We start from the raw sequence: 22574 nt of genomic DNA, 5'->3' as shown, positions 1-22574 counted from the left end.
GCGTCCTGGTCACCTGGAACGCGTGCCCGGAGGCATCAGTCCAGGCGGTAGTTCGGTGCTTCCTTCGTGATCTGGATATCGTGCGGGTGCGCCTCGCGCACACCGGCACCGGTCACCTTCACGAACTGGGCCTTGGCGTGGATCTCTTCAATCGTGGCGGCGCCCATATAGCCCATCGAGGCACGCAGGCCTCCGATCAGCTGGTGGATGATGTTACGCATCGGGCCGCGGTACGGCACACGTCCCTCGATGCCTTCCGGCACGAGCTTGTCGGCGTCCGCCTCGTCCTGGAAGTAGCGATCCTTCGAGCCCAGCTGCATGGCACCGATGGAACCCATGCCGCGGTAGCTCTTGTACGAACGACCCTGGAACAGCTCGACCTCGCCCGGCGCCTCTTCGGTACCGGCGAACATGGAGCCGAGCATCACCGAGGACGCACCGGCGGCGAGCGCCTTGGGGATGTCACCCGAGTAACGGATGCCGCCATCGGCGATGAGCGGAATTTCGCCCTTCAACGCGGTGGCCACCAGGTCGATCGAGGTGATCTGCGGCACGCCGATACCGGTGACGATACGCGTGGTGCAGATGGAGCCCGGACCGACGCCGACCTTCACCGCATCGACACCGGCGTCGAGCAGCGCACGCGCCGCCTCTCCCGTGACGATGTTGCCGGCGATGACCTGCACCTGCGGAAAGCGCTTCTTCACCCAGCCCGCACGGTCGATCACGGACTGCGAATGGCCATGGGCCGTGTCGACCACGATGACGTCCACGCCGGCTTCGACGAGTGCTTCGATGCGCTGCTCGGTGTCGCCGGACACGCCGACCGCGGCGCCGACCACGAGGCGCTCGTGCGAGTCCTTGGCGGCGTTCGGATTGTCGCGGGCCTTCTGGATGTCCTTCACCGTGATGAGGCCACGGAGCTGGAAGCCGTCGTTGACGACCAGGACTTTCTCGATGCGGTTCTTGTGCAGGAGCTGCAGCACTTCGTCGTGCGTCGCACCCTCTCCCACGGTGACCAGGCGGTCTTCGCGGGTCATGATGTTGCGGACGGGATCGTCATGCTTGCGCTCGAAACGCAGGTCGCGGCTGGTGACGATGCCGACGAGCTTCTCGCCGTCGACCACCGGCACGCCGGAGATGTTGTGCGCGCGGGTGAGCTGGAGCACTTCGCCGATGGAAGTATCGGGGCGCACGGTGATGGGGTTGCGGATGACGCCGGCTTCGAACTTCTTCACAAGGCGCACTTCGGCGGCCTGCTGCTCGAACGACATGTTCTTGTGGATGATGCCGATGCCGCCGTTCTGCGCCATCGTGATGGCGAGACGGGCCTCGGTGACGGTGTCCATGGCGGCGGACACGATGGGGATGTTCAGGCGGAGACCGCGCGTGAAGCGCGTCGAGGTGTCCACATCGCGCGGCATGACCGTGGAGTGACCGGGAACCAGAAACACGTCGTCGTAAGTGAGTGCCTCGGCAAGGATGCGCATAGCATTAGTCCCGCGAGTAAATCGCGACATTATAGCTTGCGTGTCGTTACCCGTCGATGGCTTCGGCGGCTTCGAAGGTGTTTTCCATCAGCGTCGCGACGGTCATCGGCCCGACGCCGCCCGGCACGGGCGTGATCCACGAGGCGCGTTCCGCGGCCGGTGCGAACTCCACGTCGCCCACGAGGCGGCCGTCCTCGAGCCGGTTGATACCGACGTCCACGACCACGGCGCCCGGCTTGATCCATTCGCCTTTCACGAGTCCCGGCTTGCCGGCTGCCACGACGAGGATGTCTGCCTGCCTCACGAAGCCTGCGAGATCCTGCGTGAACTTATGGCAGCAAGTTACTGTACTGCCTGCGATCAGGAGCTCGAGAATCAGCGGGCGGCCGACATGGTTGGACACGCCCACGATCACCGCGTGACGACCACGCACCGGTCGATCGGTATGGCCCAGCAACGTCATCACACCCTTGGGCGTGCACGGCCGCAGACCGAAGCGGCGCAGCGCGAGGCGGCCAACGTTCACCGCCTGGAAGCCGTCCACGTCCTTGCCGGGATCGATGCGATCGACGAGCGAGTCCTCGTCGATGTGCCGAGGCAGTGGCGACTGCACCAGGATGCCGTGCACGGCGGGATCCGCGTTGAGCTTGTCGATGAGGGCGAAAAGCTCCTCCTGCGAGGTCGACGCAGGCAGGTCATATCCGAAGGATTCGAAGGCCACCTGCTGGCACGCGCGGCGCTTGTTCTTGACATAGACCGCCGACGCGGGGTCGTCACCCACGAGGACCACGGCCAGTCCTGGCGCACGCCTGCCTTCTGCCACGCGCTTCTTTACGCGACGGGCGATGTGCTCCAGGAGTTCATTGGCGATGCGCTTGCCGTCGAGAATGCGTGCGGTCATGGAATATCGCCGTGCGGAAAGCAGCGCATTATCGCTGATCGGTAGAATGCCTGCATGACCATCGATACCCTTCCCTATCCGGCCGACCTGACCGACGGCGTGGTTTCGTTGCGCGCGCATCGCCGCGGGGATGCCGAAGCACTGGCCGAGGCCGTACGGGAATCCGTCGATACCGTGGGCCGGTGGCAGGACTGGTGCCATGCCGGTTACGCCATCGCCGATGCCGAAACCTGGATGGAGTCCGCCCGGAAGTCCTGGCTACTGGCCGATGGGTTCGAAATGCTGATCGTGGATGCCGCAAGCGACAGGGTCCTTGGCGGCATGGGTGTCAACCAGCGAAACAAAGAACAACGGTTTGCCAACCTCGAACAACGGTTTGCCAACCTCGGGTATTGGGTGAGGCAGTCGAAACAGGGCCGTGGCGTGGCGACCCGGGCCGGGCGCCTGGCGATCGGCTTTGCGTTCGCGGCGGTGAAGGTCGCCCGGCTGGAAATCGTGGTCGCGGAGCACAACCTGCCGAGTCGGCGGACAGCTGAACGGCTTGGAGCCTCTTTTGAAGGAATGCTTCGTAAGCGCTTGGTTGTTAAAGATGAATCGCTGGATGCAGCGATGTATTCGGTGGTTCGGGGCGACCCAGGGGTGAGCGCTTCGTAGGAGCGCGCACTGCGCGCGACAGATTTTGAGGCTATACCTCGGAGCTGGCGCGCAGGCTTGCGGACTGGGGCGAAAATCTGTCGCGCGCAGGGCGCGCTCCTACAAACGGCTTAGCCTGTCGCGGCGCACAGGCGCTCGAGGTCCGCATAACCATCGAACCGCGCCTCGGCGCCGCAGCCCGGGCAGTGCGGGTCGCGGTGAAGCGTGAATTCGCGGAAGCGCATTGCCAGGGCGTCATAAGTCAGCAGGCGCCCTACCAGCGGCTGGCCGATGCCGAGCAGCAGCTTCAGTGCTTCGGTCGCCTGCACCATACCGACCAGTCCCGGCAGCACGCCGAGCACACCTGCCTCGCTGCAATTGGGCGCATCGGCCGCCGAAGGCGGCTCCGGGAACAGACAGCGATAGCACGGCGAATCCTCGCGACGCGGATCGAATACGCTCGCCTGGCCAGTGAACCGTTCGATGGCCGCGTAAACCATCGGAATGCCAATCCGGCGCGTCGCCGCGGCCAGCAGGTAACGCGTGGCGAAGTTGTCCGCGCCGTCGATCACGACATCGTGGTCGCGAATCAGCGTCTCGACGTTCCCGGCCCGCAGGCGATCGGTGACCACCTCGACCCGAACGCGCGGATTCAAGGCGGCCAGTGTCATGCGGCTCGATTCCGCCTTGCCAAGCCCGACGCGCGAATCGGCATGGATCACCTGCCGGTGCAGGTTGGACCGCTCGACGCGATCGTCGTCTATCAGGGTGATGTGCCCCAGGCCCGCGGCGGCAAGATAAAGCAGCACCGGCGCGCCCAGACCACCGGCGCCGATAACGACCACCCGCGCGGCACCAAGCTTCGCCTGCCCCGCTTCGCCGACCTGCGGCAGTAAGACCTGCCGTGCGTATCGCTCTGCCGCATCCGAGTCGAGTACACCTGCGGTCACCGGCAATCCGGCAGCCTTCCAGGCGCCCATGCCCCCGGCGACGGACGACACCCGTCGATAGCCCATCCGCTGCAATGCCTCGGCGGCGAGTAGCGAGCGCTGCCCGCTACCGCACAGCACCAGGATCTCGCGCTGCCGGTCTGGCTCGGCCTGTTCGATGCGAAGTTCGAGGAAGCCGCGGGAAAGTCCCAACGCCCCGTCCGGCGTACCGGTGGCGCGCTCGCTGTCCTCGCGGACATCGATCAGCAAGGCGCCACCCCGTTGCCGGGTCGATGCCTCGCTAGCCGCCACCTCGCCCACCCTCGAGCGAATGTCGGCAAGCCAGCGATCGTGGTTGAGGTTCTCGGTCATGCCCGGCTCCTCGACGAAGCGACCTTTATTTCTCGCGGCGCTTCGCGTTACGGATCATGCGCTGGCGGCGACGCTGCTGCCCTTCCGTCAGGACGTTCTTGCGCCCGGCGAAGGGATTCTCGCCGTCGCGGAAATCGATGCGGACCGGCGTGCCCTCCAGGCGGAAGCGCTTCCGGAAGAAACCTTCCAGGTAGCGACGATACGCCGGCGCGATGTGCTTGGTGCGGCTACCGTGGATCACGATGGTGGGCGGGTTCGAGCCGCCCGGATGCGCATAGCGCAGCTTCGGCGCATGACCGCGGACCAAGGGCGGCTGGTAGGCCTCGTAGGCCTTCTCCAGCGTACGCGTGAGTTCGCTGGAGGAAAGCTCTTTCGTCGCTGCGGTATGGGCGCGGATCACGGCCTTCATGAGCTCGCGCAGACCCGACCCGTGCAATGCGGAGATGAACACCGTCTTCGCCCACTCGGCGAACTGCAGGCGGCGCTCGAGCGCCTTCTGCGTCTGCTCGCGCTGGTAGCTGTCCATGCCGTCCCACTTGTTGACGGCGATGACCAGCGCACGGCCTTCCTCGATGGCATGGCCGATAAGCGTGAGGTCCTGGTCGGCCAGGTTTTCCCGCGCATCGATCATCACGACGGTGACCTGGGAGGCAGCAATGGACTGCAACGTTTTGATAACGCTGAACTTCTCTACCGCCTCCTCCACGCGTGAGCGGCGCCGTACACCGGCGGTATCCACAAGCGTGTAACGGCGGCCGTCGCGCTCGAGCGAGACCCGGATCGGATCGCGGGTGGTTCCCGCCACGTCCGACACGATGAGGCGGTCTTCGCCTAGCAGGCGATTGATGAGCGTGGACTTGCCCGCATTCGGCCGGCCGACGATGGCCACGCGGATGCCCTGGTCTTCGAGGGCGGGATCGTCGTCGCGATCGTCGGGAAGGTACGGCAGCGCCTTCGCCACCAAGGTGTCGACGCCGCGGCTGTGCGCAGCCGACGCTGGCAAGGTTTCGGCGATGCCGAACGAGGCGAATTCACCCAGCGCGACGGCTTCGTCCACGCCGTCGGTCTTGTTGACCACGACGAGGATGGGCTTGCCGCTGCGGCGGAGTTCCGTGAGGATCGAGGCATCGAGCGGCAGGACGCCCTCGCGCGCATCGACGACGAATACGAGCAGGTTGGCTTCGGCGATCGCCGCGCGAACCTGCAGGGCGGTAAGTCCTTCCATACCTTCATCGCTGCCTGACAGGCCACCCGTGTCCACGACCACGAAGGGCCGGGGACCGAGGCGACAGACACCGTAGTGCCTGTCGCGGGTGACGCCGGGCATATCGGCGACGAGGGCGTCCCTGCTGCGCGTCAACGCGTTGAAGAGGGTCGACTTACCGACGTTGGGGCGGCCGACCAGGGCGACGACGGGCAACATGGGGGTACATCATTCCTTGGATCAGTTTGCCGGGATGCGGTAGGCGCCGATATGGCCCTCTACATCCTCGACGTAAACAGTGTCACCCACCACGAGGGGCTGGGCACGAATGGCTTTCCTGGACAGACGCTCACGGGCGACGATCTTGCCGTCGCTGCCGTTGAGCCAGTGGATGTGGCCGTCGAGGTCGCCGACCACCACGTAGTTGCCCTGCACCGCCGGACCGGTGATCCAGCGGTATTTCAGGGCGCCCTGCTTCCAGATGTTGGCGCCGCCGGACTTGTCGTAGGCAACGACCTGGGACACGTCATCCACGCCAAACACGGCGTTACCGTGAACGTCGAGCGAGGTGAAGGTGGAGAGCGCGTGGTTCCACAGCGGGCGGCCGCTGGGGCCGTCGATCGCGGTCAGCTGGCCGTGATAGGCCGAGCCGAACAGCGTGCTGCCGTCGAGTACCAGCGCACCGTCCGCGTCGGACAGGCGGTCGATCTCGGTGCGGCCTTCACCCGTGGCGAGGGTCTGTTCCCAGAGCTTCTCGCCGGTGTCGAGGCGAAGGGCCACGAGCTTGCCGGCATCGCTGCCGAAGAAGACCACGCCGTTGGCGACGAGCAGGCGACCGTTGCCACGCAGGCTGAGCAGGGGCACCAGCGCCTGGTCGTACACCCAGCGGCGCTCGCCGGACTTGGTGTCGATGCCGTACACGCGGCCATCATTGCAGCGGACAACCACGAGGTCGCCGACGATCACCGGCGCGGTGATGACCTCGGAAGACATCTCCACGGCCCAGCGGCGTTCGCCGTCCTTCGCGTTGATGCCGTACAGGTGGCCGTCTAGCGTGCCGATGGCGACCAGGTCGCCGGCAGCACCCGGACCCCCGGAGAAGCGCGCATCTTCGCGCTTCGAGTCACCCCAGCCGAACCAGCCGTGCTGGCGCGTGCTCTTGGACCACAGCTTCTTGCCCGAAGAGGCGTCGAACGCAGCGATCTTGCCGTCGGTGCTGGCGGCATAGAGCACGCCGTCGGACACCACTGGGCGCATGCGCACACCGGACTCGGCGGCACCGTCACCGATGCTGGATTTCCATACGCGATCGACCTTGAGCGTGGGCTCGAATTTCTTGTCAAGCGGGGTCGGCGGTTCGACGTTTTCCTTCTTGAAAGAGTGGCAGCCGGCCAGTACGACCAGCGATGAAGTCAACGCGATTGCCCAGAAACGTTTCATGCACCCTGCTTCCCGGCCACGGCCAGATCATCAAGTTTGGTTTGGACCACACCGCGCTGCGGTGCACTGTCGCCCATGGCGGCGATGGCGGCCTGGTAGGCCTTGCGCGCATCGTCGGGACGACCCAGCTTGACCAGCGCATCGCCGCGGAGTTCCTGTACGAGCGCGACGAATGACTTGCCCTGCATGGCGTCGAGGGCGGCAATGGCTTCCTGCGGCTTGCCCTGCGCGTATTTCAGCTGGGCATCGCGTAGCTCGACCAGCGCCTTCAGCGAGGGATCCTTGGCGTGGGCCTTGGCCCAGTCCAGGTCGCCGGAAGCCTTGTCGAACTGCCCGGCCATGACGTTGCGCTGCGCGCGCTCGCCAGCGGCGAACACCGACCACGCAGTGTCCGAATAGTCTTTCAGGAGGGTTTCGGTGCGCATGTCGATCTCGTTGCCGCGACTCTGCGCGACGGCAAGCTGCAACGCCGAATACTCAGAAGCGGCAGCCTGCTCGTGGTTCGCGCGGTGCGACTTCCACTGCTGCCAGCCGAAGATCATCGCGAGGCCCAGACCGATGCCCACGGCAATGGAAACGCCGTTCTTGCGCAGCCACTGCTGGACGCGTTCGCCCTGTTCGTAATCGTCGTATACGTCGAATGCCATGCAATCACCCACTGCGCTCCGCGCAGCAAATCGAGGGAGGGAACGAGCCCGCGCCAGCCATCGGCGATGGCGGCACGGGTCAATAGGCAAGGATACCCGAAAAGCACGGGCGGGCGGCGCCGCGCGGTGCGCCGCAGGGATCAGAAAGCGACCGGCGAGGCCTTCCCGTCGCGAATATCGACGCGGAAACGGGCTACGTTGGCGCGGCGAAACGCATCGAGCTGCACGGACTGGCCATCGATGGTCACCTGCGCACCGGTGGCGTTGCCGATGCGCACGTCGAGTCGGGAATCGCTGCGATATGACTTCTGCGTACCGGCCGGCAGGATGCCGTATTCCAGGCGCGAGCCGTCGGCGGCGGTGACTTCCACCCAGCTGGCAGACGGAAGATTCAGCGTGAGGCTGTGATTGCCCTGCCCGGTGCCGGCATCCGGCGCGGGAGCCACCGAGGCCAGGGGTGCCTTGTTCGCCGTGGCGTGGTCCAGAGGCGGGAACATGGCCATGGAAGCCATGAGAGGCTGCTGGTCCTCGGGGCGCTGTTCGGCGGCGGCCGCCGGTTTGGCGTCAGTTGGCACCACCACACTGGCGGCGGCACTGGACGAAGACGCGGCGGAGGCGTCCTGCTGCGCCACCGGCGTGGCATCGAGCGGCGACAGGCGCGCCATATCGCGGTCGAGCGTCCCACGCACGCCCAGCCACACCATCGGCACCACGATCACCGCCGTCAGCACCACGTAGGTGGCTGCGGTGAGGTAGCGCTCGAACAGGTATCTGGAATGAGAGACCCCGCCGGTGACCACGAGCTCCGGCTGACGCGGCGTGAGGCGGGAAAGCTCGGCTGCGATGGCCTCTTCGTCGACGCCCACGTGGCGGCCGTACTTCGTGAGGTAGCCAGCCAGGTAGACCTGGTAGTCAATGCCGCCGTATTCCCCGGCCTCGAGTTGGCGCAGGAGGCGAGTGGGCAGCCGCAGCGCCTGGCCGCAGGCCTCGACGCTATAGCCACGGGCCTCCCGGGCGGCACGCAGGCGCGCACCGAAACCGGCGGTGGGAGCTGGGTGGTCGATCAGCACCCGGCCCTCGGCGGTGGGAACGTCGAGCTGGGGATCCATGGCGTGTTCCCTGTCTGCGTTCGGCTCGAGCCCCGCGAACATGTCCTGTTCGCGTCCGTCCCGACCGGAAGAATTCGAAGATACTGGGGTCATTGACGTGCGGTGGCTTCGAGTGCGCGCGCGGGATCCGAATCCGGGAACCTTTCGCGCAGGCGCTTGGCGTAGTCCTGGGCACCCTCCCCGTTGCCCAGACGGAGCTCGATATCGTGACCGAGCTTCAACGAATCCGGGCTTGGCGCCCCCAGCGCCTCATAGCGCTGCAGGAAGGCACGCGCCCGGAATGCATCGTTCTTAAGGTACAACACATGCGACATCTGATACAGGGCGTCGGCGTTATTCGGATTGCGGTCTAGCGCCTTCCGGAAATACCCCTCCGCCGCCTCGTAATCCTGCGACTGCATCTGGCAGGTGCCGGCATTGGTCAGCGCGAGATCCGGCGTTTCGTAGAACGGATCCGCAAGCGCATGATCGAAATAAGGTTTTGCCTCTGCCGCACGATGTTCCTTGCACAGGAAGACGGCAAGGTTATTGTTTACCGAGCCCTTTTTCGGGTCGAGTTCCACGGCCTTGCGGTAGTGCAACTCGGCGCTGGCCGGATCGTTGATGCGCTCGTAAAGCACGGCGATGACGGTATGTGCCGGAACGTACTTCGGATCGAATTGAAGCGCTTTTTGCAGTTTTTCCATGGCGCCCTTCAGGTCGCCGCTTTGCATGTAGCGCTGGCCCAGTTCCGTATGGACCTCGGCCCCCTTGGCACGATCGTCGGCAGCCGACGTAGGCCGCAGCCCCGAGCCGTCCCCCACGCAGCCGGTGCACGCTAACGCGAGCCCCACCAGCAACCCCCACCGCTCAAGCCGCATTCACCACTCCCTCTCCGAGTTTCTTGCGGAATTCCGCCTGACGGCGGGTACGGTCCACGACCTGCCCTTTCAGCTGCCCGCACGCGGCGTCGATGTCGTCGCCACGGGTGCGGCGGAGCATCGTGAGCACGCCGGCGTTGAGCAGCTGGGTCTGGAACGCACGGATCTCGTCCTGCCCCGAGCGCTCGAAGCGTGTGCCGGGGAACGGATTGAACGGGATCAGGTTGACCTTGTTCGCCCCTGGCAGGCGGCGCATGAACTTGATGAGCTGGCGCGCGTGCTCCGGCTGGTCGTTCACGCCCTTCATGAGCGTGTACTCAAACGTGATGGACGTGCGCGGCGCGCGCTGGATGTAGCGTTCGCAGGCAGCCATCAGCTCGGCCAGCGGGTAGCGCTTGTTCAGCGGTACCAGTTCGGTGCGCAGTTCGTCGTTGGCCGCATGCAGCGACACGGCGAGTGACACGTCGCTTTCGGCGGAAAGCTTGTCGATCATCGGCACGAGGCCGGCGGTGGACAGCGTGACTCGCTTGCTCGCCAGGCCGAAGCCAAGGTCGTCGCGCATCAAGCTCATGGCCTTGACCACGTTGTCGAAGTTCAGCAGCGGCTCGCCCATGCCCATCATCACCACATTGGTGATGCGGCGCTGCTGGTGCGGCACGTTGCCGAGGTGTTTGGCCGCGACCCAGACCTGGCCGATGATCTCGGCCGTGGACAGGTTGCGGGAGAAGCCCTGGGTGGCCGTGGAGCAGAACTGGCAATTCAGGGCGCAACCGACCTGCGAAGACACGCACAGCGTGCCGCGGGTGGGCTCCGGGATGTACACCGTCTCGATGGCGTTGCCGCCATCCATGCCTAGCAGCCACTTCTGGGTACCGTCGATCGCCGCCTTTTCGAACACGGTTTTCGGCGGACCCACGTAGCAGCTTGCACTCAGCTTTTCACGCAACGCCTTGCCGACATCGGTCATCTTCTCGAAATCGCTTTCGAGACGGTGGTAGATCCACTTCATCACCTGCTCGGCGCGATACGGCTTCTCGCCGAGCTGGGCGAAGAAATCGCGCAACCCCTGGCGGTCGAAGTCGAGCAGGTTGACCTTTTCGGCGGGCGTGTTCACGGCGTTACTCAGTGAGAAACGACTTCCGTCGTGCGGAAGAAGTAGGCGATCTCGACGGCGGCGGTTTCAGCGGCATCGGAACCGTGGACCGCGTTGGCGTCGATCGATTCGGCGAAGTCGGCGCGGATCGTACCCGCCGCGGCTTCCTTCGGATTGGTGGCACCCATGAGGTCGCGGTTCTTGAGGATGGCGCCCTCGCCTTCCAGCACCTGGATCATGACCGGGCCCGAGACCATGAAGTCGACCAGCGACTTGAAGAACGGACGCTCCTTGTGCACGGCGTAGAAACCCTCGGCGTCGGCGCGGCTCAGCTGCGCCATGCGCGCGGCCACGACCTTGAGGCCGGCCTTCTCGAACCGGGCAAGGATTTCACCAACGACGTTCTTCTTGACGGCGTCCGGCTTGATGATCGAAAGGGTGCGCTCCAGCGCCATACGGGTGCTCCGGGAATGGAATGAAAGACAGAAAGATGCCGGCGCCCTTGGGGCGCCTGGTGCGAGTTTACGGCTAAAGCCGTCCTGAATGACTGACTTAGCACATGAAATCTTGACAGATTCTAGCTCAAGCGCAAGCCGTTTGCAGGCGTGTGCGGTCGCACATTGACCCACCGCGCGAAGGAGGCGTACTCTCAAACGTACGTTTGATTCAAACCATTCCGCCTGCGGAGTCCGCCGACATGACGAGCGCCCCCTACGCCTCCCGCGAACACAGTACGAAAGAGCGGATTCTCGGCGCTGCCGAGGCCCTTTTCGCCACCCATGGCTTTGCCGGTGCCTCGCTCCGCCAGGTCACTGCGGCGGCGCGGGTGAACCTCGCCGCCGTGAATTACCACTTCGGCTCGAAGGACAAGCTCATCGAGGAGGTGTTCCGGCGCCGGCTCGACGAACTCAACAGCCGCCGCCTGGCTGCCTTGGGGAAAATCACTGGCCAGGACGAAACCCAGCTCGAAGACATCCTCGACGCTTATATACGGCCGGCGCTGGACCTGTCCCGCACCGACGGCGGCGGTGCCGCCTTCGTACGCGTGCTGGCCCGGGCCTATGCCGAGCACAACGAAACCCTGCGCCGTTTCCTTTCTGACAATTACGGCCACGTGCTGCGCCAGTTCGCGGCCGAATTCGGCCGGCTGCTGCCAAGCCTTGCCAAGGAAGAGATCTACTGGCGCCTGGACATTGTCACCGGCGCCCTGACGTATGCCATGGCCGACTTCGGCATCATCCAGCGCAAGAGCGACGTTGCCGAGCGCGACCACCGCGAGGCCGCCGCCGATCATCTCATCAGCTTCGCCGCCGCCGGCCTGCGCAATCCTTCCGTTTCGACTTCCCCGGCCACCCGCTGACGGGGGACGATCATTGAGCCATCGGAGATCACCATGACCGCAACACCGTTACGCATTCGCAAGGCCGCGGTACTCGGCGCCGGCGTCATGGGCGCGCAGATTGCCGCTCACCTGACGAACGCCAACGTGGAAACCGTGCTGTTCGACCTTCCGGCGAAGGAAGGCCCGAAGAGCGGCATCGCCATCAAGGCGATCGCCAACCTGGCCAAGCTCTCGCCCGCGCCCCTCGCCGAAAAGGCCCTGGCGGCCGCGATCGTGCCGGCGAACTACGAGGATGACCTGGCCCTGCTGGCCGACGTCGACCTGGTGATCGAGGCTATCGCGGAACGGATGGACTGGAAGCTGGATCTTTATACGAAGATCGCCCCGCACGTGTCGAAGACGGCCGTGCTGGCCAGCAACACCTCGGGCCTCTCGATCAATGGCCTGGCCGAGGCGCTGCCAGAGGAGATGCGCCACCGATTCACCGGCGTGCACTTCTTCAATCCACCGCGCTACATGCAGCTCGTGGAACTGATTCCCACGAAGCTCACGGACAAGACCGTGCTTGAAGGCCTCGAAGCCTTCCTCACCACGACCCTGGGCAAGGGCGTGGTGTATGCCAAAGACACGCCTAACTTCATCGGCAACCGTATCGGCGTGTTCTCGATGCTGTCCACGATGCACCACACGGAAAAGTTCGGCCTGGGCTTCGACACTGTCGACGCCCTGACCGGCCCGGCTATCGGCCGGCCGAAGAGCGCCACCTTCCGCACAGCCGACGTCGTGGGCCTGGACACCCTCGCCCACGTCGTGAAGACGATGAGCGACACTCTGCCCGACGATCCCTGGCACACGTATTTCCAGGCGCCGGCATGGCTGAAGGCGCTGATCGACAAGGGTGCGCTCGGCCAGAAGACCGGTGCAGGGGTCTACCGCAAGGCCGGCAAGGACATCGTGGTGCTCGACCTGCAGAAGCAGGATTACCGTGTTTCCGAACAGAAGGCTTCCGACGAGGTGTCGGCCATCCTCGCCATCAAGGATCCCGCCGAGAAGTTCGCGAAACTGCGCGCCTCGGCCGATCCGCAGGCGCAGTTCCTGTGGGCCATGTTCCGCGACCTGTTCCACTATTCCGCTTATCACCTTGCCGACATCGCCGATACCGCGCGCGATGTCGACTTCGCCATCCGCTGGGGTTACGGGTGGAAGTCCGGTCCCTTCGAGATCTGGCAATCCGCCGGCTGGCAGCAGATCGCGGGCTGGATCGCCGAGGACATCGCCGCCGGCAAGACCATGAGCAGCGCCCCGTTGCCGGCCTGGGTCACCGACGGCCGCAAGGGCGTGCACGGCAAGGCCGGTTCGTATTCGGCCGCCGCGGGCGCCGAAAAGCCGCGTTCCGGCCATCCGGTCTACCAGCGCCAGGCCTTCCCGGATCCGATCCTGGGCGAGACCTTCGACCAGGGCAGCACCGTATGGGAAAACGACGGCGTGCGCCTGTGGCACGCTGGCGACGACATCGGCGTGATCTCGTTCAAGACCAAGATGCACACGGTCAACGACCAGGTGCTCGACGGCATCCAGCACGCGATCGGCCTGGCCGAGAAGCAGTTCCGCGGCGTGGTGCTGTGGCAGCCGTCCGAGCCGTTCTCGGCAGGTGCCGACCTCAAGGGCGCACTGGGCCTGCTGCAGGCCGGCAAGCTCGCGCAGTTCGAGGCCATGGTCGCGAACTTCCAGGCCACCAGCATGCGAATCAAGTACTCGCTGGTGCCCGTGGTTGCCGCGGTGCGCGGCCTCGCCCTCGGCGGTGGTTGTGAGTTCCAGATGCACTCGGCGCGCACCGTCGCGGCGCTGGAAAGCTATATCGGCCTGGTCGAGGCCGGCGTCGGCCTGCTTCCGGCCGGCGGTGGCCTCAAGGAACTGGCCGTGCGCGCCGCACAGGCCAATCCGGAAGACCCGTTCGAATCCCTGAAGAAGGTGTTCGAGACCGTGGCGATGGCGAAGGTGTCCACGAGCGCTCTCGAAGCGAAGTCGCTGGGCCTGCTGCGCAAGGACGATATCGTCGTCTTCAACAGCTACGAATTGCTGCACGTGGCGAAGGCCCAGGTGCGCGCCATGGCCGAGTCGGGGTACCGTCCGCCGATGCCTGCCCGTGCCATCCCGGCCGCCGGCGACACGTCTACCGCCACCTTCAAGGCATCGCTCGCGAACCTCGCCGAAGGCTATTTCGCTTCCGCGCATGATATCGAGATCGCCGGCCGCATCGCCGACACGCTCTCGGGCGGGAAGATCGAGCGTGGCTCGCTGGTCGACGAGGCGTGGCTGCTCGCGCTGGAACGCCGCCATTTCGTGGAACTGGCGCAGACAGAGAAGACCCAGGCCCGTATCGCGCACACGATGACGACGGGGAAGCCGCTGCGTAACTGACGCGCCCAGCGCTCTTACGGTAGCCGCCCTCCCTACTTAAAGGAAACACTTCCATGAGCAAGCAAGTGCAAGACGCCTATATCGTCGCCGCCACCCGCACCCCGGTAGGCAAGGCGCCGCGCGGCGTGTTCCGCAACACCCGTCCGGACGACATGCTCGCCCACGTCATCCGTGCCGTGCTTGAACAGGCGCCGGGCATCGATCCGGGCATGATCGCGGACGCCATCATCGGCTGCGCCATGCCGGAAGCCGAGCAAGGCATGAACGTGGCGCGCATCGGCGTGCTGTTGGCCGGCCTGCCCGAGCAGGTGCCGGGTGTCACTATCAACCGTTTCTGCTCGTCCGGCGTGCAGGCCATCGCCATGGCCGCCGATCGCATCCGCCTCGGCGAAGCCGACCTCATGCTCGCCGGCGGTACCGAGTCGATGAGCATGGTGCCAATGATGGGCCACAAGATCGCCATGAACCCGGCGATCTTCGAGAACGACGAAAACCGCGCCATCGCCTTCGGCATGGGCATCACCGCTGAGAAGGTGGCCGAACGCTGGAAGGTGAGCCGCGAGGACCAGGACGCCTTCGCCCTGCAGTCGCACCAGCGCGCCATCGCCGCGATCGCCGCCGGCGAGTTCAAGGACGAGATCACGCCGTTCCAGCTCGACGACCGCTACCCGGACCTCAAGAACCACAGCGTCCGCGAGGACCGCCGCATCATCGAGATCGACGAAGGTCCGCGCCACGACACGTCCCTGGACGTGCTCGGCAAGCTGCGCCCGGTGTTCCGCAACGGCCAGTTCGGCGGCTCGGTCACGGCGGGCAACTCCTCGCAGATGTCCGACGGCGCCGGCGCGCTCCTGATCGCCAGCGAGAAGGCCATCAAGGATTACGGCCTCACCCCGCTCGCCCGCTTCGTCGGCTTCTCCGTGGCCGGCGTGGCACCGGACGTGATGGGTATCGGCCCGAAGGAAGCGATTCCGAAGGCGCTGAAGCAGACCGGCATCACCCGGGACCAGCTGGACTGGATCGAGCTCAACGAGGCCTTCGCGGCCCAGGCCCTGGCGGTCATCCGCGACCTCGGCCTCGACCCGGCCAAGGTGAACCCGCTGGGCGGCGCCATCGCCCTCGGCCACCCGCTGGGCGCGACCGGCGCCATCCGTGCCGCCACGCTGATCCATGGCCTCCGCCGCCGCAAGCAGAAGTACGGCATGGTCACCATGTGCATCGGCACGGGCATGGGCGCCGCCGGCGTATTCGAAGCCCTGTAACGTACGCATCGTTCATGGCCTTGGGGTAACCTGAGGCCATGCACGGCATCCACACCATCGATACCGGCTTCGGCCGTCCCTCCTTCGATGCGGCCTACCTCGTGGTCGAACGAGGTCGCGGAGCCTTCATCGACAGCGGCACCGCGCACTCGTTGCCGCGCTTCCTCGAAGCGATGGAAAAGGCCGGCCTGGAACCGAAGGACATCGACTGGGTGATCCTCACCCACGTCCACCTCGACCATGCCGGTGGAGCTGGCGCCCTGATGAAGCAACTGCCGAACGCCATGCTCGCCGTTCATCCGCGAGGCGCACGGCACATGATCGATCCGTCCATCCTCATCGCGGGGGCCGCGGCCGTCTATGGCGGCGAGGACGTCGTTCGGCGCGACTACGGCGACATCCTTCCCGTCCCGGAAACCCGCGTCATCGAGGCGGACGACGGTTTCGTGGTCGACCTGGCCGGGCGTGCCCTGCTCTGCCTCGACACGCCGGGGCATGCCCGCCACCATATCGCGGTGCACGACGAACGGGCGAATGCGTTCTTCACCGGCGACATCTTCGGACTGTCGTATCGCGAACTGGATTCGCCCGGCGGCGCCTTCATCATACCGACCACCTCGCCGGTACAGTTCGAACCCGATGCCGCCCATGCGTCGGTCGACCGCCTCCTTCGCTACGAGCCGGAGGCGATGTACCTCACCCACTTCGACCGGGTGACGGGGGTGAAACGGCTCGCCAACGACCTGCACGAGACGATCGATGCCATGGTCGCCATCGGGCGGCGGCACGCCTCTTCGCCGGATCGCGAACAGCGCATCGCCTTCGATTTCATCGATCTCTATGTGGACCGCGCCCACCGCCAGGGCGTTGCATTGACGACCGCCGAGATCGTGAAGGTGCTGGAGGTCGACATCCGGCTGAATGCGCAAGGCGTCGTCGTGTGGCTGGACCGGGGCAGCCCCCACTAGCGAGCCCGTCGTAGGAGCGCGCCCTGCGCGCGACATATTTTGAGGCCGTGACTTCCTGCTGGCGCGTGAACCTCGGAACTGAGGCGAAAAGCTGTCGCGCGCAGGGCGCGCTCCTACGTCGATCAGGCCAGCCTTGTGCCGTTCGGCACCGCCCGCTCCGTCGTCGTGATCACCACACCCTCATCGGTAGGGAACCCGGTCAACAGGAACTGTGACCGGAATGGCCCGATCTGTTTCTCCGGAAAATTGATCACGCCGACGATCTGTTTCCCCACCAGCTCCGCGGCGCTGTAGATCGTCGCCACCTGGGCGCTGGTCTTCTTCTCCCCGTGCGGTCCGAAATCCACCCAGATCTTGTACGCGGGCCTGCGCGCCTCCGGAAATGCCTCGGCGCGAACGATCGTTCCCGCCACCAGCATCACCTTCTCGAAATCGGCCCAGCTGATTTCCTCGCTCATTTCATCCTTCCAATCGCGACTTGAACCAGTCGCGCAGTTCGTATTTCCAGTAAGTGCCTTGCGCAGCCAGGTACCCGAAGGGCCGATGCACAGGATCCAATCCGAACCCGGCATAGGCATCGAGCGTCGAATCGCCCGTAGCGATGGCCTCGGCCAGGGCCTCGCCTGCGGCACAGGTCGGGGCCAACCCGTGGCCGCCGAACGCCTGCGCGTACCAGAGGCCGTTGCCGTGCGTACCGACCTGCGGCATCTCGTGGCGCGCGTAACTCATCAGACCCGACCAGGCGTGCTCCACACGCACATCCTTCAAGGGGGGAAACACCCGCGCAAGATCGCGCTTCAGCAAGCGCTGCACGGCACGGGGTGAGCGGTCGCGGATGGAGATGCGGCCGCCCCACAGCAGCCGCGTATCCGCGAGCGGCCGGTAGTAATCGAAGGCGAAGCGGGTGTCATAGACCGCCGCATTCGTGCGCAGGCACTCGCCAAGACGCTCACCCAGCGGTTCGGTCACCATCACGTACGTGGCGATGGGAAGCACGGCCCTGTCGATGCGGCGATCCAGGCCGGCAAGGTATCCCCCGCAGGCGAGCACGACGTTTGCCGTCTCCAGTTCGGCATCGCCCACGCGAAGCACCCAGCGCGGTCCACGCCGCTCGAGCATGCGCACGCGTGACGATTCGTGGATGCTCACTCCTGCACGTTCCGCTGCCCCGGCCAGGCCTCGGGCGTAAGCCAGCGGATCGATATGCAGGGCATTCCGTTCGTAAAGACCGTCGTGGTAGCGGGGGCTGTGCACGAACTGGTGCATGGCGTCCTCCGGGATCCACTGCCAGTGGGCGCCGTACTGTTCCGCCAGCAGGCGCTGCCGGGACCGCAGCACCTCGGCGTCACGGAACCAGTTGGCCCAGACCACCCCGGCGTCCATGGCATCGCAATCGATGGCGAGGCTGGATATCCGTTCGCGGATGAGGTTCACCGCGTCGACCGTCCGCGCGTACAGCGCGCGCGCCCGCTCCGCACCCGCCTGCTCGAGCAGCGTCTTCTCTCCGAGGGAGTAACCGGCGAAGACGAAGCCGCCGTTACGCCCCGAAGCACCGAAGCCGATCCCTTTCGATTCAAGGAGGACGATGTCGCGTACGCCCCGCGCCGCCAGGCCCAATGCCGTGTTCAGGCCCGCGAAGCCACCACCCACGATCACGACCGCGGCTTCGCGACGGCCTTGCGGCGGCGGGCGAAGCGCGGGGGCGGACGTTCGGTCGTGGTACCACGATGGCATGCGGCCGTTTCCTCGAAGCCAAGGACGCCGTTGTACAAGACCGCACGGCGGGGCGAAAGGTCCGTTCGTCGGGGTATGATCCTGTCACGTCCCAACCCTGGCACTTTATGAGCCTGCCGCCACCCATCGACCTCGAGCGCTGGATCGACGACAACCGCGCCCTGCTCAAGCCTCCCGTCGGCAACAAATGCATCGTCGACGGCGACTTCATCGTGATGATCGTCGGGGGGCCCAACGCCCGCACCGACTACCACTACGACGAGGGTCCGGAGTTTTTCTACCAGATCGAAGGCGAGATGCTGCTGAAGGTGCAGGACGAGGGCCAGGCCAGGGACATTCCGATCCGGGCCGGGCAGATGTTCTACCTGCCGCCCCGCGTGCCGCATTCGCCGCAACGGATGCCGGGGTCCATCGGGCTGGTGGTCGAGCGGCGTCGCATGGCTGGCGAGAAGGACGGCCTGATGTGGTTCTGCCAGCAGTGCAACCACAAGCTCTACGAGGAATACTTCCCGCTGGACAGCATCGAGACCGATTTTCCCCCGGTGTTCGAGAAGTTCTACCGGTCGATAGAGGCACGCACGTGCACTCGTTGCGGCGCGGTGCATCCGGCGCCCGCCAGGTACGCCGACTGACGCCACTCGTATGAGCCGCTATCGCGGCAAGAAACTTACGAAGCAATGATGCGGTAAGGCAAGGGGATGCGGTAAGGCCAGACCCCTCGCCGCCTAGTGGCTCCTACGCAACCACTTCGTAGCCATCCTGCGCAACGATCCTTCCAGTGTTGCGTCGGCCGCGATGTCGGTAATGGCACGCCAGTCCAGTTCCAGCGATTCCTCGTTCACGATGAAATCCTCGCTACCCCGGGCGATCACGGCATAGCGGACGTCGTAATGCCAATGCTCCGGCTCCTGCCCGCGCGCCGGGATGATGTGCCGGTCCACATCGAAGATCTCCGGAAGCACCTCGAGCTTACGAAGGCCGGTTTCCTCTTCGGCCTCGCGTAATGCCACGTCAGGCAGGTCCGGCTCGCCGTCGGCATGCCCACCGGGCTGCAACCAGCGGCCGAGCTTGCGATGCAGCATCAAAAGCGCGCGTTCGCCGTCCGCGCTGACCAGCCACGCGGAGGCGGTGAAGTGTCCTTCCAGGGTCTCGCGATGGAAAGGCTGGACTTGGTCGCGAACCCACGCAGCGAAGTGACGTACCTCGCCTTCCTCCGGCCAGCGGGCGGCATAGCGGTCCAAAGCCTCGATCAAACACTGTCTAGCGGCATCCATGGAGAGCAAACCTACAGAAGAGCCCGACATTTTCGCACGCCTTTTTCGGATTGGTCCTATGTCGCTGCCAGTGGATGCTTGCCTACGATGTCAACGGGCGCACGACGCGCTCCGCCCGCAGCCCCCGCTGTGCAATGCAAGGAATCGCGCATGTCGCAGAACCTGAAATCCGCCATCGCCTTCGCGATGGCATGCGCCGCCCCCGCCGCCGCGTCGGCCGCCGCTCTCCCGGGCGAAGCCAACTTTACCGGGCCGCTCGTCACGCCGGCGGTCAACTCCCTGCCGGCCGGCATGATCAACATCGAGCCGTACCTCATCCATACCAATACCCGCGGCAACTACGACAACATCGGCGACCGCCGGCAAAGCAAGCCCACGGTGCGCCAGTGGCAGGTTGCGGTGCCAATGACGTACGCGCTCACCGATACGAACTCGGTGCAAGTGATCCTCAACGCTTCGCGCACGTCCGGCAACGGCCGGCACACCGATGGCCTGCGCATGGGCGACACCACCGTCCGTGTACAGCAGAGGTTGCGCGGGCCGGCTGCCGACGGCACCGGTCTCGTGCTCGCAATGGCGGTGGCGCAGCGCTTACCCACGGGCAGATACCACCAGATCGATACCAATCCCCTGAATGGCACCGGCAACGGCGCCATGCGTACTACGTTCGCCTTCGGCGCCCAGCGTCTCCACTGGCTGGACAGCGGCCACGCCATCCGCTGGCGTGGCCAGGTCGCGTGGAGCCCGTCGCCCGGCCGCATCCGCGTGCGCGACAGCAGCGTCTACGGCACCGAATCCGGCTTCCGCGGGTACGCGCGCCTGGGTCAGGCGTGGAACGCGTCGGTCGCTGCCGAATACGTCCTCAACCCGCGCTGGGTGCTCGTCGGCGAAGCGATCTGGAACCGCGCGAGCGCCATCGACATCTCCGGCGCCATCGGTGGTGCGCCGCGTCAGGCCCGTCGCCTCGCGCCCAGCCATGACGTCGGCCTGGCACCCGCCGTGGAGTACCACTTCTCGCCAAACATGGGCCTCATCGCCGGCGTGCAGTTCACCGTGGCGGGCCGCAACACGGACGATTACGTGGCGCCGCAGGTGGCGCTCAACATGGTCTTCTGAAGCACCGCGATACGAGATGCACAACCGCCGCAAGTCATGGTCGACACTTCCGCCCCTCGCATGCAATGCCTTGGCAGGCCTCGCATTGCAGCTTGTACGGCCAAGCCCCACTGGGCTATGGTGCCGTGCCAGAGCTTCCGGGCAGCGGCGTGTCCACCGTAAGCCACGCGGCGGTCCCAATAATAAAAGGCTACATTCCGGCAGTAGGGGTTATACATGTTGAAACACCTGTTCGCGACGCATCCCATTGAGGCCGCGCCGCACGTCGACGCTGGCGAACACATTGAAACCGGCGCGCATGGAAGCAGTGAACTCAAGCGAGTACTCACGGCCAAGCACCTCGTCCTCCTGGGTGTCGGCGCCGTCATCGGCGCGGGTATCTTCGTCATCACCGGCCAGGCTGCCGCGCTGCATGCCGGCCCCGCGCTGGTCATCAGCTTCCTCATCGCCGGTTTCGCCTGCGCCCTCGCCGGCCTCTGCTACGCCGAGTTCGCGGCAATGCTTCCGGTCTCCGGCAGCGCCTATTCGTATTCTTATGCGACTCTCGGCGAATACGTTGCCTGGTTCGTCGGCTGGAACCTCGTCCTCGAGTATCTCTTCGCCGCGGCAACCGTTGCCGCGGGCTGGTCCGGCTACTTCAACGAGCTCCTCGGCATGCTCGGGCAGATGAGCGGCACCAACCTCGCCCTGCCGCCCTCGCTCGCCTCGGCTCCGTTCCAATTCGTCGAAGGCCACATCCAGGCCACTGGCACGCTGATCAACCTGCCGGCCGTGGTCATCATCGCGGCGCTCTCGGGCCTCTGCTACGTCGGCATCACGCAGTCCGCCTTCGTCAACTCGATCATCGTGGCGATCAAGGTCACCGTGATCCTTCTGTTCCTCGCCTTCGCGATCCAGGTCATCAACCCGTCCAACTGGCATCCGTTCATTCCGAAAGCGGAAGGTCCGGGCGCGTTCGGCTGGGGCGGCATTTTCCGTGCGGCGACCATCGTGTTCTTCTCGTACGTGGGCTTCGACGCGGTGTCCACCGCCGCCGGCGAAGCGAAGAACCCGCAGCGGGACATGCCCATCGGCATCCTCGGTTCGCTGGCCATCTGTACCGTGCTGTACATTGCCGTGGCGCTCGTGCTCACCGGCATCGCTCCGTTCCGCATGCTCAACACGCCGGAGCCGGTCGCGACCGCGCTGGGCCTCTATCCGCACCTTTCCTGGCTGAAGGCGATCGTCGTGCTCGGCGCGATCACCGGCCTGTCCTCCGTCATCCTCGTGATGCTGATGGGCCTGCCGCGCATCTTCTTCTCGATGGCGAAGGATGGCCTGCTGCCACCGACCCTGGCGAAGGTGCACCCGAAGTTCCGCACGCCGCACATCGGCACCATCATCGTCGGTGTCGCCGCGGCCGCCATGGCCGGCCTGTTCCCGGTGAGCGTGCTGGGCGAGCTGGTGTCGATGGGTACCCTGCTCGCGTTCGCCACCGTCTGCGTGGGCGTGCTGATCCTGCGCTACACCCGTCCGGACCTGAAGCGCAGCTTCCGCGTGCCGCTCGTGTGGCCGATCTGCATCACCGGCGCCCTCGCCTGCGTCTACCTGTTCTGGCAGGCGTTCGAGGAACACTGGCGCCTGATGATCGGCTGGATCGCGATCGGCCAGGTCATCTACTTCGGCTATGGCTACGCGCACAGCAAGTTGCGCAAGTCCCTCGGCTGATCGAACCTCGCAGGCGAAAGGCCGGCGGACGTCCGCCGGCCTTTCGTTTTGCGGCTATCCTTTCCCGTACAC

Annotated in this window: 21 protein-coding genes; 8 read left to right on the top strand and 13 right to left on the bottom strand. The window is 65.5% G+C overall.

Annotated features, from left to right (window positions below):
• Window positions 1-35 precede the first annotated feature (35 nt).
• Together guaB and folD are read right to left on the bottom strand one after the other, a co-directional pair.
• Entirely contained in the window at window positions 36-1490 is a 1455-nt protein-coding gene (gene guaB / locus VGM71_RS16450; protein ID WP_331547148.1) for an IMP dehydrogenase, read from the bottom strand.
• Between the two features lie 46 nt (window positions 1491-1536).
• Window positions 1537-2391 carry a bifunctional methylenetetrahydrofolate dehydrogenase/methenyltetrahydrofolate cyclohydrolase FolD gene (gene folD, locus VGM71_RS16445; protein ID WP_331547146.1) on the bottom strand — a complete coding sequence of 285 codons (855 nt, stop codon included), beginning with the start codon at window positions 2389-2391 and terminating at the stop codon, window positions 1537-1539.
• 54 nt (window positions 2392-2445) lie between these two features.
• Between folD and VGM71_RS16440 the strand changes: the two genes are divergently transcribed.
• Window positions 2446-3045: a GNAT family protein gene (locus VGM71_RS16440; RefSeq protein WP_331547144.1), complete on the top strand. Its 600-nt coding sequence runs from the start codon at window positions 2446-2448 to the stop codon at window positions 3043-3045.
• Between the two features lie 110 nt (window positions 3046-3155).
• Here the strand turns inward: VGM71_RS16440 and moeB are convergent, their stop codons facing one another.
• From moeB to ndk, 8 genes are all read right to left on the bottom strand, one after another.
• On the bottom strand, window positions 3156-4325 hold the full coding sequence (gene moeB / locus VGM71_RS16435) for a molybdopterin-synthase adenylyltransferase MoeB (protein ID WP_331547142.1): 1170 nt from the start codon (window positions 4323-4325) through the stop codon (window positions 3156-3158).
• Between the two features lie 25 nt (window positions 4326-4350).
• The gene (gene der / locus VGM71_RS16430; protein WP_331547140.1) at window positions 4351-5748 is read right to left on the bottom strand and encodes a ribosome biogenesis GTPase Der; all 1398 of its coding nucleotides are present in this window, start codon (window positions 5746-5748) and stop codon (window positions 4351-4353) included.
• A 21-nt stretch (window positions 5749-5769) separates the two neighbouring features.
• Window positions 5770-6969, bottom strand: coding sequence for an outer membrane protein assembly factor BamB (bamB, locus tag VGM71_RS16425; protein ID WP_331547138.1), 1200 nt, complete (start codon window positions 6967-6969; stop codon window positions 5770-5772).
• Complete coding sequence (locus VGM71_RS16420) at window positions 6966-7616, bottom strand: YfgM family protein (protein ID WP_331547136.1); 651 nt, start codon at window positions 7614-7616, stop codon at window positions 6966-6968. Before VGM71_RS16420 ends, bamB begins: the two co-directional genes overlap by 4 nt.
• Window positions 7617-7756: 140 nt before the next feature.
• Window positions 7757-8725: a helix-turn-helix domain-containing protein gene (locus VGM71_RS16415; RefSeq protein ID WP_331547134.1), complete on the bottom strand. Its 969-nt coding sequence runs from the start codon at window positions 8723-8725 to the stop codon at window positions 7757-7759.
• An 89-nt stretch (window positions 8726-8814) separates the two neighbouring features.
• Window positions 8815-9585 (bottom strand): type IV pilus biogenesis/stability protein PilW, encoded by a 771-nt coding sequence (gene pilW, locus VGM71_RS16410; protein ID WP_331547132.1) that lies wholly within the window; start codon window positions 9583-9585, stop codon window positions 8815-8817.
• Window positions 9575-10699: a 23S rRNA (adenine(2503)-C(2))-methyltransferase RlmN gene (gene rlmN, locus VGM71_RS16405; protein ID WP_331547130.1), complete on the bottom strand. Its 1125-nt coding sequence runs from the start codon at window positions 10697-10699 to the stop codon at window positions 9575-9577. Before rlmN ends, pilW begins: the two co-directional genes overlap by 11 nt.
• 8 nt (window positions 10700-10707) lie before the next feature.
• Window positions 10708-11133 carry a nucleoside-diphosphate kinase gene (ndk, locus tag VGM71_RS16400; protein WP_331547128.1) on the bottom strand — a complete coding sequence of 142 codons (426 nt, stop codon included), beginning with the start codon at window positions 11131-11133 and terminating at the stop codon, window positions 10708-10710.
• A gap of 242 nt (window positions 11134-11375) precedes the next feature.
• Here ndk and VGM71_RS16395 point away from each other — a divergent pair, with 242 nt between their 5' ends.
• Genes VGM71_RS16395 through VGM71_RS16380 form a run of 4 tightly spaced genes read left to right on the top strand, consistent with a single transcriptional unit; the run spans window position 11376 to window position 16671 of the window.
• Window positions 11376-12038: a TetR/AcrR family transcriptional regulator gene (locus VGM71_RS16395; RefSeq protein WP_331547126.1), complete on the top strand. Its 663-nt coding sequence runs from the start codon at window positions 11376-11378 to the stop codon at window positions 12036-12038.
• A gap of 33 nt (window positions 12039-12071) precedes the next feature.
• Entirely contained in the window at window positions 12072-14441 is a 2370-nt protein-coding gene (locus VGM71_RS16390) for a 3-hydroxyacyl-CoA dehydrogenase/enoyl-CoA hydratase family protein (protein ID WP_331547124.1), read from the top strand.
• Between the two features lie 53 nt (window positions 14442-14494).
• A complete protein-coding gene (locus VGM71_RS16385; protein ID WP_331547122.1) occupies window positions 14495-15703 on the top strand; it encodes an acetyl-CoA C-acyltransferase in 1209 nt (402 codons plus the stop codon).
• Window positions 15704-15741: 38 nt separating this feature from the next.
• Window positions 15742-16671, top strand: a complete 930-nt coding sequence (locus tag VGM71_RS16380; RefSeq protein WP_331547120.1) for an MBL fold metallo-hydrolase — start codon at window positions 15742-15744, stop codon at window positions 16669-16671.
• Window positions 16672-16793: 122 nt separating this feature from the next.
• Here VGM71_RS16380 and VGM71_RS16375 read toward each other — a convergent pair whose 3' ends face one another.
• On the bottom strand, window positions 16794-17129 hold the full coding sequence (locus VGM71_RS16375) for a tRNA-binding protein (RefSeq protein WP_331547118.1): 336 nt from the start codon (window positions 17127-17129) through the stop codon (window positions 16794-16796).
• Window position 17130: 1 nt separating this feature from the next.
• On the bottom strand, window positions 17131-18405 hold the full coding sequence (locus VGM71_RS16370) for an FAD-binding oxidoreductase (RefSeq protein WP_331547117.1): 1275 nt from the start codon (window positions 18403-18405) through the stop codon (window positions 17131-17133).
• Between the two features lie 107 nt (window positions 18406-18512).
• Here VGM71_RS16370 and VGM71_RS16365 point away from each other — a divergent pair, with 107 nt between their 5' ends.
• Window positions 18513-19037 carry a 3-hydroxyanthranilate 3,4-dioxygenase gene (locus VGM71_RS16365; protein ID WP_331547115.1) on the top strand — a complete coding sequence of 175 codons (525 nt, stop codon included), beginning with the start codon at window positions 18513-18515 and terminating at the stop codon, window positions 19035-19037.
• Between the two features lie 93 nt (window positions 19038-19130).
• Here VGM71_RS16365 and VGM71_RS16360 read toward each other — a convergent pair whose 3' ends face one another.
• On the bottom strand, window positions 19131-19679 hold the full coding sequence (locus VGM71_RS16360) for an NUDIX hydrolase (RefSeq protein WP_331547113.1): 549 nt from the start codon (window positions 19677-19679) through the stop codon (window positions 19131-19133).
• Between the two features lie 150 nt (window positions 19680-19829).
• Here VGM71_RS16360 and VGM71_RS16355 point away from each other — a divergent pair, with 150 nt between their 5' ends.
• Together VGM71_RS16355 and VGM71_RS16350 are read left to right on the top strand one after the other, a co-directional pair.
• A complete protein-coding gene (locus VGM71_RS16355; protein ID WP_331547111.1) occupies window positions 19830-20795 on the top strand; it encodes a transporter in 966 nt (321 codons plus the stop codon).
• A gap of 216 nt (window positions 20796-21011) precedes the next feature.
• Window positions 21012-22502 carry an amino acid permease gene (locus VGM71_RS16350; RefSeq protein ID WP_331547109.1) on the top strand — a complete coding sequence of 497 codons (1491 nt, stop codon included), beginning with the start codon at window positions 21012-21014 and terminating at the stop codon, window positions 22500-22502.
• The last annotated feature ends 72 nt before the right edge of the window (window positions 22503-22574 follow it).

This window comes from Luteibacter sp. (genome assembly GCF_036499525.1).
Classification (GTDB): domain Bacteria; phylum Pseudomonadota; class Gammaproteobacteria; order Xanthomonadales; family Rhodanobacteraceae; genus Luteibacter.
This window is presented reverse-complemented; position numbering and strand designations above follow the sequence as displayed.